Raw genomic sequence first — 14,200 nt, forward strand, 5'->3', positions numbered from 1 at the left:
ACGTCTTTTTAGTTTGGCACCCACATTTCCGTATTGACACTACATATGTGGGCACACGTCTAGAGCAACCTGAGCGTTTGACATAGGATGAGGAGCATAGTGAAATTCTGAAAGGGGTATAAAGAGTATGAATCCAAATGATTACACCGAGGAACAATGGTTTCCCGAGCTTCCTGAAGGATACATTCAACAACCTAGTAGTCAGGATGATTGGAATGCGACTGCCATGAATGTGAATCCTCATCAAATGGCAGTAAATGTAGATCCTCATCAAACCGCAGCACATATTGATCCTCATCTAACGGCTGTGAACGGCTGGAACGATTGGCAGACTCCATCCCAACAGAACCAAAGATGGCCAGGTTTTCCGGGGTGGCCGAATTCGCCGCAGCAACCAGGGTGGCCTGGTTTCCCGCAACAACCTAACGCACCGTGGCAAGGCGGATGGAATCCAAGTCAGCCCTCTTTTCCAGGATCTGGTGGAGGCGGTGGCGGAAATCAACAAAGTGCACCAACATCACCTCCTCCATCCCAAACACCCGCGTATCCTGACCAGCAACTCTTGAGAGTGGACCCAGGTGGTATTCGCGGATGTTTGTTCCGCTATACGTACGTCTGGACATCTCGAACTAGAGGATTCTGGTTCTTCCCAACCTTCGTTGGCAGAACGTCGGTCGCAGGATTCCAATGGAATAATCAGTGGCGACGTTGGATGTTTACTGGCATTGACTTAGATCGGATCGATGCATTTACATGTATTTAATGGGATGAGAATGGGTGAACGAAGGAAGATCAGCTGCGGCTGATCTTTTTTTGTTTGTGGTAGGAAGTTTGGGATGAAATGGATTGAGGCTGAAGTTTAAATTTTTGGGGTAGGAGCATTTTTTGAGATTTATGAGCACCTTGGCTGGGTTATGATCACTTTCCACGGGTTATGATCACTTTCCACGGGTTATGATCACTTTCCACGGGTTATGATCACTTTCTGCGATTTATGAGCACTTCCCTAGAGGTATGATCACTTTTGGAGATTTATGAGCACTTCCCCAGATTTATGATCACTTTTTGTAATTTATGATCACTTTCCCAGGGTTATGATCACTTTTCGAGATTTATGAGCACTTCCCTTGGGTTATGTTCACTTTTTGCGATTTATGAGCACTTCCCCAGGGTTATGATCACTTTTTGAAATTTATGAGCACTTCCCTTGGGTTATGATCACTTTTGGAGATTTAAGAGCACTTCCCCAGATTTATGATCACTTTTTGTGATTTATGAGCACTTTCCTAGGGTTATGATCACTTTTCGAGATTTATGAGCACTTTCCCAGGGTTATGATCACTTTTTGCGATTTATGAGCACTTCCCTCGGGTTATGATCACTTTTTGCGATTTATGAGCACTTCCCTCGGGTTATGATCACTATTTGCGATTTATGAGCACTTTCCCTTGGGTTATGATCACTTTTCGAGATTTATGAGCACTTTCCCAGGGTTATGATCACTTTTGGAGATTTATGAGCACTTCCCCAGGGTTATGATCACTTTTCGAGTTTTATGAGCACTTCCCCTGAAATTTTTGAGCACTTTCTGACTGACAATAAATATCATCACCGTAAACTATCCCCCTACTTGTCACCAAACTTAAAGGGCTATCCCAGAAAGGTCAAAATTATGACCTTTTGGGACAGCCCCTACTTATTATTAATTACGAAGATCTACATAATATGTTAATTGAATAATTGTATCTTCTTTTAACTTATAAGCCGCAACCAACATATAAGTGCCTTTCTCTAATTGTGAAAAATCTAATGTAAACTGGTCCGAGTTTGGCTTGAATTGATCCACATCTACATTTACCATCTCATTGTTTTTTGTATTTCTTAGGACAATTTGATAAGGATTTAGGTACTGACCATCCAACCCTTTCACTAAGTTCTCAACAGTTAGGTGAGGGCCTTTTAAGCTTTTCACCGCCACTATTTGAGGATGTGCCACAATCGTCTTCAGTTTCTCCAGATTTTCCAGCGGTGAAAAATCTGTGATTTCATTTCCTGATACATCTAGCGAAACTAAGTTTCTTGCATATTGTAAGCCTTCAAGACTTTGGATTCTCGCATTAGGTGCTTCAAGAGTCTTGAGTGCATGCAGATCTCCTAGAGTGAGATCCCCTGTAATCCCTAGTTTTTGCTGAATAACATTTCTAAGATATTTATCTGGTATCGTAATAACTTGAGTTAAATCTAGTTCCACTAGTTGGGACTTCGCCTGCAATAGCGCCTCAAGAGCTTGATCGATTTCCAGTTGAGTCATTTGAGTGTTAGCAAGAATCTCTTCTGCTTTTGCAATACTATTCTGGAGTACACTCATACTCTTAGTTGTATATTTCTCCGCATCGATAGCTTTCGCCTCTTCAACTGCAGCTACTAGATCTTGCGTATACACTCTTTCTCCGTTCTCGAAATGGAGTTTAGCATCTCCCCATGTTGCATGGTCTGAACCATTTCCATTTCCGCCATCAGTCACGACTAATTTCAGCTCTTTTGCACCAACTGTTTTTACTTCAATGAACTTCTGAGGATCTGTAGAATGCAACATTCCGCTATCGAATTGTTTCACGCCATCTACAAAAACTTGGAACGTGACTGATCCGATTGAGCCATACATCTGTCGGTCAACCCCCACATATGAAGTGAAATAATCTGCGTCTTTCTCTGTTAAGTCATAAACGATTGTTGAGTTTGAGTGTGCCCCAATTCCTTTCTCATAGGCTTGTACACTTCCGTCCGTCCCTGTTAATCGCAATGGTTGGCCACTGATTGCTTTGTCTTTTATAGGAGTTTTATAGCTATTTTGCGTAGACTTCCATTCGAAATCAGATAGATAGTTGAAGTCTTCCATATTTACTACGGATATAAATCGCTTCTTAGATATTTCATTCCCATCACTATCTACCACAGTGTAGGTTATTTCATACTTACCAGCTCGCTTGAAATTCACCTGATTGTTACCAGTCACTTTTACCTGATCTGTTAAATCACCATCTTCAGCATCGACGGCAGAATAAACTTCGCTTAAATCGATTGGCGTACCAACCTTAGTTGCTACAGAATCAGGTATTGTAAGTTCGGGCAGGCCATTCGAAATATAAAACTTAGCATCTGCAAAGTTTGCATGGTCGGAAGTATTTCCATTACTAGAATCATTGGCAATGAGCGTTAATTCCTTAACGTCTTTCAATGGTATCCTTACCAATTTTGCTTCAGTGTTATATTTCATAACCCCGCTAGTATAGACTTCTTGGCCGTCTGCCAGCACTTTAAACGTAACACTTGAATTGTTATTGACGGCGATGTTTCGATCTATGCCAACAAGGGTCTCAAAGTAATCGTAGTTTTTGCCTGCAAGATCATACACAATAGTTGAATTTGCATGGGTCCCAATTCCTTTAGTAAATTCCTTAGTCGCACCATTGACTAGGTTTTTTATCGAACCGCCTGAGGAAGCCTGATCTTTCTTAACCGTGCTCCAAGCTGTTTGTGCGGACTTCCATGCCGTATCACTTACGAATGCGGTATCGCTATAAACATAGATTTCTTTTGTCTTCGTTACCTTATTTCCATCACTATCTGTTACTGAAAAAGCAACATTGTAGGTGCCTGTTTTACTAACAGTGAAGTTGTTAGACGTTACTTTAACTGCGTCAATTAAGTCCCCATCTTCTTTATCAAACGCCTCTACACCATCTAAAATCGTAAAGTCTTTGTTGTTGAGTTTAACGAACGTGAGATCTTCAGACACATGTAGTGTAGGCTCACTAGAATCCTTTGTGAACTTTGCATCTGCCCAAACTGTATGGTCTGAGGAGATCCCATTATCTTTTGCATCCGTTGTAATGAGTTTTACTTCTTTTGCTCCTGTAACAGGAACTTTTACAAATTCATGCTCCGTGCCAGATTTGAATACCCGACTATCGAATTCCTTTTCTCCATCTACCCACACTTCAAACGTTGCGGAAGACCCCTGTCCTCTGACAGATTGGTCGATACCGATATAACTTTCAAAGAAGTTGAATCCTTTTCCAGCAATATCGTATACGACTTCGGAATTGGCATGGATGGCAATTCCTTTAGGATACGTTGCATCACTGCCTTGTCTTCGTAATGTGATGAGCCCTCCAGAAATCGCTCGATCTTTTTGTAAGGAATTCCAATCTGTATGAACGGATTTAGTATTCATATCAGAGATATAGGCATAGTCACTTGTTACCGTAACTTTTGTTGTCTTGGTCTCAGTTAAGTTCGCATTCTTCACTTCGTAAACAAGTTCATAAGATCCTTTTTTCGTTACATCTACTGTATTCGATTTAATGACTACATCTTTTGTAATGTTTTGTCCGGTAAATGTGGATGCTTTTACGTAATCCATCGGTTCAAATGCTTGATGTAATTTTAACGTTAAGAAGTCTTCTACAGATAAGTTCGGCTGCTGAGAGTGAACTTGCACGGGTTTTAATGGCGTTAACTTCTTGTCATATGCGACGACTTCATAAGTATAAGGAACAGTTGTATCTACGTTTTTATCAATGAATGAAGTTCCTGTTGTATAGCCTACTACCTTGCCATCTCTGAGAATTTCGTATCCCATAGCAGCATCCTTATTTGCTATATCAATAGCATAAGACAAGTTAATTTCTTTTTTGTCCGGATTCGCAGTAATCGATTGAGCAGTTACTTTTGCATCTTTTGAGAACCCGGCACCTGCATAATCTCGTCCCAAACTATGCATGTATTCCAACTTCACATCTGGCTTTGGTAAATGGGCTACTTTCTCTTTCATCTTAGCGGTAGCCGTTACGTAACCCCAGTCTTCGAAAAATGCCGTTAAGTCGGTTTCGGTTGCTAACGATAATCCTACAACTAATCGTTGTAAATTACTTCCTAATCCATTCATCACACCGTCAGGGTTAGTCCGAGCAATTCTGGAAGCCTTACCATAACTATCTTCCCCGTAATAATATTGCACTTGCTCAAGTACCCCTAAGTAAGTCCAGAAACCATGTTGAACCGTTTCACCTGAAAATCTTTTGTACATTGAATTCCAATCTACACGGTCATCTGTGCTGTTATTGAATTTCTTTCTCATAATTACTGAGTAAATGTTGTTCGTTACCTCTGTGTGTTCCATCGTGGAGTTATTTATGTTATGGCCCCATTCATGAAAATAAGCCCATCCATCATTTCCAGGTACACTAAACGGCTTCACAATTTGTTTAAAGAATCCATCATCTCTTCTAGGAGAATTCCCTCCGTTAAATCCTGTATATCCCCAATCAGACCAACCATATGGCCCTTTGGTGAATACCCGTGATGTAAACTTTGCATTGAAATATTGGTTTCTTGGATCTGAATCATCCACGACAGCACCGCTAATTCTTTGGTACTCGGTCCACATCATTTCCCATTCTTTCATCGTGTCTGATACGGTCTTACCAGTTCCTTTTAATTCTTTAATTCCCTTTAGAGCACCTGCAGCACTTGTAGAAATTGTATTGTTTTCGGATACTAGTTCAGAAACGTTATACACAACATCGCCTGGTTTTCCGTTTGCAAAGTCGTTATCGTCTACACTGATTTTCTCCACATACTTTTCCAACTCTTTTTCATACGTTACGGGATCTGTTATTCCATGATAGTAGACAGGAAATGCAGTTCCTCCTACTAGTCTTACTTTAGGAGCAAATGCTTGTTCAGTTGTGAACGCATTGTTTTCCACATATGCAACGGCAGGCTTCATGTTATCAAATGTGGGAACTGTTATTTTGTTCAATCCTTGTTTGAGCGCATATCTTCTTACCCATCCGTTTTTATCATCCGCTATCTGACCTAAAACTAGATTTGGCATGACGCCTTTTGCGTCTGCTTCAACTGTAATTTGAATTGTTTCACCTGGCACTACATATCGGCCGAATGTATCTAGTGAAAACGAGGTTCTGGCAATTTGATGCTTGCTCGCTTCCGTACTTGAGTTCCCTCGCTGAGAAGCAATTACGATTGATTCGTTAGATACATTTACGTGGTTAAGGACGTCTTTCGCCATCGTTACGTATTGTTGTAACTGTTCTTTTAAAGGATGCTTGGCAACTTCGATCTCCAATTGTTGAATCGCATTCATAGAAGCAAACTCCGGTTTTAATTCATTCATCAGACCATTTGTGAATAGATTGTTGACTTTCTCTTCTGTCGGATCTTCACGGTAAAATGCTAGTTCCGATAACGTAGCCCAGTTTTGGTTTGATTTTTTAAATTTGAATTTTACGCGCTTAAATTCGGTTGGTGCAAATTTGACTTCTACTAATCCTGCAACCATATTATGTTGTCCAGTTGTTACAAGCTGGTAGGTGTCACCTTTAGATGTTTTGGAAGTATAGATTTCAACTTCTTCAGCAAACCCTTTTCGATCAGAGGGTCTTGCGCCATACATAAGGCGATTTAACGTTACGTTCTCTTTAAATTCGACTTCAACTTCATTTGAAAAGTCATTGGTGTTACTTCTGTTCGTTTCCCAGTATGTGTTCAGGTTGCCGTCAATTGCGTTTTCAATTACGGCACTCGCATAATGACTACCATTGTTGCGAATCCCTTTGATGTTTTGTCGATCCATTCTAAATAACTTTGAATAGGCTTCATTTGTATAATGCAAGAATGGTTTAGTTACTGCTGCAGTAGATTCAATTTCTGCTTTATTAATGAGAACCTTTGCATTCTCGATATCTTCTTTAAATTGAGGATAGAACGGATGCCCCTTTGCTTCAGCGTCCAATCTCGTTAGCGCATCCAGCGTATTAAACTGTTCGCTAACTGAACTTAGCGATTCATCTGTAAAGAGGGTGTCCATTTTGTCAGATACAGGATCTTCTTTGTAAAATTGAAACTCTGAAGCGCTTGCCCAGTCTTGGTTCGCTTTTGTGAATACAAATTTAACTCGCTTAAATTTCGTCGGGGCAAATTGGATTTCGACAACATCACCTGTTGATCCCTTGTAAGCTCCTGAAGATACTAATGAGAAATTCTCACCTTCTGATGTTTGCGAACCATAGATTTCAAACTCTTGTGCAAAGCCTTTCCCCTTAACAGTGGATTGGCGAGCGGCATAGACAATTCTATTTAAGGTTGTCGGTTCGTTAAGGTTCACGACAACTTCGTTAGTAAATGAAGCACTATTGGGTTTATTTGTTTCCCAATGTGTCTTCAGTTCTCCGTCAATCGCGTGCTTAATAGGAGAACCTGAGTAATTTCCGCCATTATTTGTGATCGATTTGATATTCGTGATAGGCATTTTGAATACTTCATCGTAAGCTGGCAAACTCACACTTCCGTACAGGTCAAATTTTCGAACCGATGCGATACCGGAACTTTGGTTACTTTTGGCATCAGTAGGTGTGACTAATCCTTCTTGCGGGTGTTCATTTGCTAAGACAATAATTGGACTGCAGACTACGTTAAGAGCCAATGCAGCTGCTGTTGCGAACGCAATCATCTTCATATGCTTTTCCTCCTCATGAATATATTTCCTACTGAGCGCACAAAAAAGCTACTCAAAAAGAGTAGCTTCGAATTAAATAAAGTCAAAAAAACTAGTAGCAGTTCGTTAACTTTACTAAACAAAAAGTAGTGTGTACTCTTCGGCAACTGGCTGACATAGTGATACACCTTAGTCCCTATAGCTTTGCGTCCCTAAATTTCTTTAGGTTTGCCTATTCAGTTATTTTATAGTTTAAATACTATCACACCTTTGGTTCCACACCATGAACAAATAGCACTAGATCCTAGTCACTTATTTTCAGGTAAGATTGGAATATCTTTTTATATAATTCTTGGATTTCCTCACATATAAAGGGGATGAATTCTATAGAAAAGGAACTTCCCCTCCTCTTTCAGGAGCGGTGAACTATTAAAGGAATCCTAAAATAGTATTACCTAATTTTGAAATGTGTCTAGAAAGACTAAAGAGTGGGTATAGAAAGCATGGTCTAAGCAAACAGGAGGTAATTCAACATGAAGAATTATGTTATTGACGTATATGAAAACGAACAACAAGTGGTGGAAGTTGTGGAACGGTTAATAGAGCAAGGCTACACAACTGAGGAAATTTCAGTTGTAGCAAAAGATACAAAAAATCTTCCTGAAATTACTCAGGAAGTAAAACCGTCCACTAAAGATGGGGCCATTGCTGGGGCATTAACTGGTGGAACACTTGGAATTGCGGGCGTAATTGCAGGAATCTCTGCAATCGCGGTTCCCGGACTTGGTGCCGTTTTGGCTGCTGGTCCTATCATTTCAACGATTGGCGGAGCAGTAGTAGGTGCCAGCTCAGGTGCTGGTGGATTGAAGCATGCACTTATGGAAATCGGAGTTCCCGATGAGGAAGCCGAACGCTATTCTGAAGACGTTCAGGAGGGTAAAATTCTAGTATTTCTTCAACCTACTAAGTGAAGAAGAAATTAAAATTTGATACTTCCATCACTCTTTATCAACGCTAGTAAAAAGAAGGCAGCCATTTAACAATCGGCTGCCTTCTTAACATTTTAATTGTTTTTTTCTAAGGGTACTTGGTGATCATCCACGAGTTATACAGTGAACTTTCCAATTTCACCTTTTAAGTCTTCTGCTATGTCGGCTAGGTTCTTAGCAGCGGCAGCGACTTCTTCAACTGTCGCAGTTTGCTCTTCTGTTGTTGCTGCAATTTCTCCAGAATGGCTAGCCAACTTTTCGTACAATGAGGAAATCTGCTCAATGGACTTCAGTAAATTCCCCATTACATTTTCCACTTCAGCTGAAATCGATGTCGCTTCAGTTGTCTGTTCTGAGACGGACTGGACTGCAAGTAAGATACTTCTAAAGGCTTCTCCCGATTCACTCACTAAGGCAGTTCCGTTTTTCACTGCTTCATAACCATCTGTCATGCTGTCGACAGTTTGTGAAATATCCTGTTTAATTTCACTGATAAGCTGACTGATGTGGTTAGCTGCACTACTCGATTCCACTGCAAGTTTACGAACTTCATCCGCAACGACTGCAAATCCTTTACCCGCTTCTCCTGCACGTGCAGATTCAATTGCGGCATTCAGTGCCAACAGATTGGTCTGGTCAGCAATCGAGGTAATGAAGTCTGAGAACTTTTCAATCTTAGAAGACTTTTCGTGAAGTTCGATGACAGTTTCTTTAGACTGTCTCGTATAGTTATTGATTTGTTCCATATTCTTTTCAGTCTCTTCGACACGTGCATTTCCGTTTGTTGAAATCGAAACGGTGTGCTGTACCAGCTCATTCACATTACTAATTTTCTCAGAAAGTCGATCTACTTCCTGATTAATCGTTCCTATATCCGACACCGCATGTTGGACAGATTGCGTTTGGTTTTCTGTTTCATAAGCCATTTCTTGGACTGATTCAGAAATTTGAACAGAGGCTATTTTCGTCTCATCCGCACTGGCAGTGAACTCGCTCGACATAGCTAGTAATTGGTCTGAAGAGTCAATGACTTTTTCAAAAGCCCCACGTACTGATACAAGCATCTCTTCATACTGTTCAGCTAAGACTCCAAAGTCATCTTTTCGTGTAAGTAAGTTGTCGACATGCTCATTTTTCGTAAAATTCAATTTTGCTGTCTGATCAATAATGAGACTGAACTCGTGGACTGGCTTGGACACTCGGCGTCCAATTACGATGGATAATATGACTGACACAATTATTGAAACAATAACCATCACAATTGAAGTTATGTTATTCGCCTGCAATCTTTTGCTGTAATAGTTATCATCATAGGTTAAAGATAGTAAACGTGATTGTCGAAATGCATTTTCTTCACTCGCATCCAAATCGATTTGAGGAATCAATTTATGGGACAGACCTGATTCGCCATCCAGGTTCTTGATTACTTTTTCTTTATTGTCACCAATGGCTTTTGTACCTGTTTCCATCAAAGACTTAGGAAGAAGCGCAGCCTCTCCCTTATCGTTCTTCTTATTCATGGAATAGGAAGGTACTCCATCGATGTCGATCGTATAGATACCGATATCTTTCACATATTCATGTTTCTTTTTCAAATCAGTCGTCACTTTTTCTAAATCCATCGATTGAATCAAATCCGAAAACTGGTCCGCTGTTGCAGCGATTTGGATCATATATTTCTTATCAGGGGTAGGTGTATAACTGAACTTATTCGTCTCTTTCGTAGCAGCGCTGATTTCCAGACGATCCGCAACAAAAACACCTTCATCCATTCGCTGTTGCAAGAGATCTTTTAACCCAAACTCTTTTAAGTCAAGACCTAAATCTGCTTCTCTCGTTGCATATTCTACGACAAATTGGTCATTCATCATAAAGATATCAAATCCATCAAATTGCTTCTTGAATGATTCAAGATCCCAAGATTCAACATTGGGGTTCTTCTGGTATTCCTCTTGAAGAATCTTTGTAAATGCTTCCATTTTGCCTGAAAGTGATTCTTCAATTATTGAATAGGCTACATCTGAACTTTCAATAACACTAAGCAGATTTTCCTCAATCAGCTTTTCTGATTGCTCTTTTTCAACCTCTAGATTCTCTTGTGTTCGAATATAGTTAATTGAAACAATTGCAATGACAAGAACAGAGATTGAAATTACCAAAGTCAATATTAGATTCCGCTGAAATATTCCCATTTTTTTCATAGTACTTTTCACCTCTTATTGTATTAGTTCAAATGTATTATCGGTTTGTTTCTTTAGATGTTTAATCATTCATCATTTATAAAATTCAATTGTCCTCTCATGGCTTGTAGTACGTTCTTTTCATACAAAAACCCTTCGATAGATTGCTCGATCGAAGGGTAGTCTTAACTCCGTCACTTAGAACTTCGTAAGTGTCTGAGTTAAACTAATCATGCATCTAAATCTTCGTCTTTAAGCGCTAGTAAAATAGCGAATCCGATCCACACAGAAGTGATATCCATTGCGGTCTCTTTGCCATTCCAGATTTGCGATTGCCACATAGCAAACCATTCGCTTCCGATAACGACAAAGCCGAAAAACCAAATTGCAAATCCTAGAATGAATGCATAGTAGCCAAAAGCCTTGGACTGATTGAATTTCCGTCCAGGTGCCTTAATATTTATCAACATTTTATAAACACCGATGAAAGCAAGCACACTAAAAATTCCTTCAGCAATGATTAATCCCCAGTAAGCAATTGTGTGTACGGTCGTACTTTCAAACGCACGCCACATCAATGAGTTCCCTTCAAACGTTGTGTCCATAGAAAGTACGTGGTGGACAAATTCATAATTTGAATTATAATCCATCAAGTTTCCTGCAAATACAAAAAATCCAAAAAGTCCTGCAAGCAGTAATGTAGCTGTCTTCAATAATCTCAATGCAATCGTATTCATATAATGCCACTTCCTTCTCTTTTTTCCCTTTCAAATATGAGGTCGATCCGTCGCTCACTCAGAGATAACCCTGAAAAATTCACCAACTGCACAAATCGCCATCCTTCGTTCGCATACTTAGCGATGAGTTGTCCATAGTCTTTAGCAAGTGAAATTCCTTCGCGTCCGTGATGCACTTCAATGCTCTCAATATGATAATCAACCATCACTATCGTCCTCTCTATATCCAGGTCATAACTTCTAAATTAAATTACTCCTTTCTGTTACTTTAGTCAATACTTTATTTTTGAATAACTAGGTAATAAGTTTATACAATCCGCTTGTTATTAATTATAAAGTCCATTATTCTTTATATTTTTATAGCCATATTAACTTGATTCTTCGTCATCAATTCCATCACCTCATTTGATAGTTTGGAGATTCCGTTGATTGTAGCGGAGAGCGGCGACTCCGGAGGGATCAGCGAAGCTCGAAGACCCTGGACTGAGCAAAGCGAGGGAGATAAGTGCTGCCTTAATTTCAGCCAAGTTCGCTAAAATACGGCAAATCGAACTCTCCGTCGTTCGATTGGCTGAGAGCAAGCCCCTCGGAAAGCGTCCGCTCGCAGCGGAAATCAACTTTTTCTAGCTAATACTATTGTAAAAGAAAAAGACTGTAGGCAACCCCCGTGATTACTGGAGTTTGTCTACAGTCTGAAACCACCACGTGGGCGGTGTTTTTCTTGTATAGAGAGCGTGGGATTCGAACCAATTTTCCATGATTTAACCAAGTTCAGTCTAGTATATTAAGGTAGGATAGAGATACTTTCAAATTCGCGTTACGCACACGAATTTCGTTTAGCAAGTCCTGATCTTTTGTATCTGTTTTGCTTCGAATCGCAAATGTATAGAGAATCATCGTTCCTAAGTTTGTTGTTTCCACTTGTCGAAGTTGGTAGGATTCGGTTCTCTCTTTCAAGATATCGTCAAACAAGCTTTCGTGATTCAAGTTTTCAGGTACAGTGACTTTCAGGATTTGTGTATCTTTTCCTTTACCATAGTCCACTTTATATAGAATGTAGAAAATGAGGCTGGAGAATAACGTCAAGGCAATTGCTAGAGAAAACTGAAACAATCCAGCGGTCATCCCGACACAGAGACCGAAAAAGATATATGCGATATCCTTCGCATTCGTCACAGCACTTCTGAAACGGATTAGGGAGAAGACGGCGAACAGACCAAATGCGACTCCGGCATTTCCACTCACTACATTCATAACGACTGACACAACCACACTCATCATAATAATTGTGTGGACAAACGCTTGAGAATAGCGCTCTCCTGTAAATGTAATTTGGTACACTTTCGTGATTATTAAACTTAAGACAGCCGCAAGAGCCATTGCAGCAATACTCATCCACATGTTTGGCACGCCCCCTTCCAACCCATTAGATGTAAACAAATTCGTGATCTGATCCATTTTCTATTCCTCCTGTATGTGGTTTTTCCAATTCTTTCGGTTCACAATATCCAGCTCGTGGTAGTGCATTTCCACTCAGCAGTTCCATACTCGTACAAAACTTTGACGCACTGCGCTGCTCACATTGCAGTTCCTGCAAAATACGTGCGAGCCAAAGCGGTACACTATGATCTACTTTCACTTCTAGCACAATGAGATCAGGGTCAATGAAATGTTCTCCGTATGGACCGTTTTCGATATGTAGATCTTCTTTGCGACATCGCAAGTCAAAATCGAATGTGATGCGCAGTTCTGAATCATGGATGCCATGTAAGGCATGACGGCTATAGGAGACGACCATTTCAGGACATAACCGATAGAATTTACGAAAATAATCTATTTCCTTCATAACCTGTGAATTGGACGTTTCATAGGTATCCAAACCTGATTGTCCATCTTCCTCTAAATACCGATACGCTTCCCTTAGCGGCAAAAGCATCCGCCTTTTATTGACGACTTTCTTATGTTTTTGCTTAACTTCGAAGAAGGCAGTGCTATTTAGATTTGCATCATCGTATACACGTAACCTCAGTTTCTGTCGGTACTTAAGCTTGTTCTTCGTTTCAAAATAAATGCCTTTCTCCGCATTATCGAAGTACAGGCTAGTGACTGAATATTTTCCGTCGATACCGTACTTATCGTTACGCATCTCAGGTCCAATCCGTTGTACAATTTCTTCGTATTGTCGGTGAGTGATCAAGTACTTTTGCTCTTTCCGACTAAAGATTTCAATCGCCATTTGTATCTACTCCTTTTTGCTATCACTCCATGAGTTACATACTAAAAGACCAACCTTAAACGAACCTTAAACAATTGAGCAACAAAAAAAGATCACGTAGATGTGATCTCTTCTGACTTTAGACAAACTCCAGAAATCATGGAGATGCGTACAGTCTTTTTCACAATAAAACTGACTATAAAAAGTTGATTTCCGCTGTGAGCGGACGCTTTCCGAGGGGCTTGCTCTCAGCCAATCGAACGACGGAGAGTTCGATTTGCCGTATTTTAGCGAACTTGGCTGAAATTAAGGCAGCACTTATCTCCCTCGCTTTGCTCAGTCCAGGGTCTTCGAGCTTCGCTGATCCCTCCGGAGTCGCCGCTCTCCACTACAATCAACAGCATCTCCCAACAATCAAATGGGGCAAAGGAAATGATGATGAAGAATCAAATCAAAGAACGGGAACAGATGAAGATGGTTACAATCTAACAGTTAGTTCCGCTAGACCATCGGGTCCGTAAATTAGAAGTAGCAATTGATTTTCCTTTCATTTATCA

The 14,200-nt window shown here is 40.2% G+C and carries 8 protein-coding genes and 1 riboswitch; of the genes, 2 read left to right on the forward strand and 6 right to left on the reverse strand.

From position 1 onward, the window contains the following. Positions 1-127 precede the first annotated feature (127 nt). Positions 128-763, forward strand: a complete 636-nt coding sequence (locus tag M3197_RS14665; protein WP_251662325.1) for a hypothetical protein — start codon at positions 128-130, stop codon at positions 761-763. Positions 764-1,702: 939 nt separating this feature from the next. Here M3197_RS14665 and M3197_RS14670 read toward each other — a convergent pair. Further along, complete coding sequence (locus M3197_RS14670) at positions 1,703-7,543, reverse strand: NPCBM/NEW2 domain-containing protein (RefSeq protein ID WP_251662326.1); 5,841 nt, start codon at positions 7,541-7,543, stop codon at positions 1,703-1,705. Between the two features lie 138 nt (positions 7,544-7,681). After that, positions 7,682-7,765: riboswitch (cyclic di-GMP riboswitch) on the reverse strand. A 290-nt stretch (positions 7,766-8,055) separates the two neighbouring features. On the opposite strand from M3197_RS14670, the gene M3197_RS14675 reads away from it, so the two are divergent. After that, positions 8,056-8,493: a YflT domain-containing protein gene (locus M3197_RS14675; protein WP_251662327.1), complete on the forward strand. Its 438-nt coding sequence runs from the start codon at positions 8,056-8,058 to the stop codon at positions 8,491-8,493. A 134-nt stretch (positions 8,494-8,627) separates the two neighbouring features. On the opposite strand, the gene M3197_RS14680 is transcribed toward M3197_RS14675, so the two are convergent. The 5 genes from M3197_RS14680 to M3197_RS14700 form a co-directional block, all read right to left on the reverse strand. Beyond that, positions 8,628-10,712: a methyl-accepting chemotaxis protein gene (locus tag M3197_RS14680; RefSeq protein WP_251662328.1), complete on the reverse strand. Its 2,085-nt coding sequence runs from the start codon at positions 10,710-10,712 to the stop codon at positions 8,628-8,630. Positions 10,713-10,921: 209 nt separating this feature from the next. Further along, positions 10,922-11,428: a DUF2165 family protein gene (locus tag M3197_RS14685; RefSeq protein WP_251662329.1), complete on the reverse strand. Its 507-nt coding sequence runs from the start codon at positions 11,426-11,428 to the stop codon at positions 10,922-10,924. Further along, positions 11,425-11,634 (reverse strand): DUF4177 domain-containing protein, encoded by a 210-nt coding sequence (locus M3197_RS14690; protein ID WP_251662330.1) that lies wholly within the window; start codon positions 11,632-11,634, stop codon positions 11,425-11,427. The genes M3197_RS14685 and M3197_RS14690 overlap by 4 nt, the downstream gene beginning before the upstream one ends. Positions 11,635-12,199: 565 nt before the next feature. Further along, a complete protein-coding gene (locus tag M3197_RS14695) occupies positions 12,200-12,886 on the reverse strand; it encodes a DUF4956 domain-containing protein (protein ID WP_251662331.1) in 687 nt (228 codons plus the stop codon). After that, positions 12,855-13,664 carry a polyphosphate polymerase domain-containing protein gene (locus M3197_RS14700; protein WP_251662332.1) on the reverse strand — a complete coding sequence of 270 codons (810 nt, stop codon included), beginning with the start codon at positions 13,662-13,664 and terminating at the stop codon, positions 12,855-12,857. Before M3197_RS14700 ends, M3197_RS14695 begins: the two co-directional genes overlap by 32 nt. Positions 13,665-14,200: the final 536 nt, after the last annotated feature.

The organism is Sporosarcina aquimarina, from assembly GCF_023715615.1.
GTDB lineage: Bacteria > Bacillota > Bacilli > Bacillales_A > Planococcaceae > Sporosarcina > Sporosarcina aquimarina_A.

Excerpts from the sequence above, each read along its gene's own strand:
- M3197_RS14685 (WP_251662329.1), bottom strand. The coding sequence starts at position 11,428 with ATGAATACGATTGCATTGAGATTATTGAAGACAGCTACATTACTGCTT.
- M3197_RS14665 (WP_251662325.1), top strand. The coding sequence starts at position 128 with ATGAATCCAAATGATTACACCGAGGAACAATGGTTTCCCGAGCTTCCT.
- M3197_RS14700 (WP_251662332.1), bottom strand. The coding sequence starts at position 13,664 with ATGGCGATTGAAATCTTTAGTCGGAAAGAGCAAAAGTACTTGATCACT.
- M3197_RS14670 (WP_251662326.1), bottom strand. The coding sequence starts at position 7,543 with ATGAAGATGATTGCGTTCGCAACAGCAGCTGCATTGGCTCTTAACGTA.
- M3197_RS14675 (WP_251662327.1), top strand. The coding sequence starts at position 8,056 with ATGAAGAATTATGTTATTGACGTATATGAAAACGAACAACAAGTGGTG.
- M3197_RS14695 (WP_251662331.1), bottom strand. The coding sequence starts at position 12,886 with ATGGATCAGATCACGAATTTGTTTACATCTAATGGGTTGGAAGGGGGC.
- M3197_RS14690 (WP_251662330.1), bottom strand. The coding sequence starts at position 11,634 with ATGGTTGATTATCATATTGAGAGCATTGAAGTGCATCACGGACGCGAA.
- M3197_RS14680 (WP_251662328.1), bottom strand. The coding sequence starts at position 10,712 with ATGAAAAAAATGGGAATATTTCAGCGGAATCTAATATTGACTTTGGTA.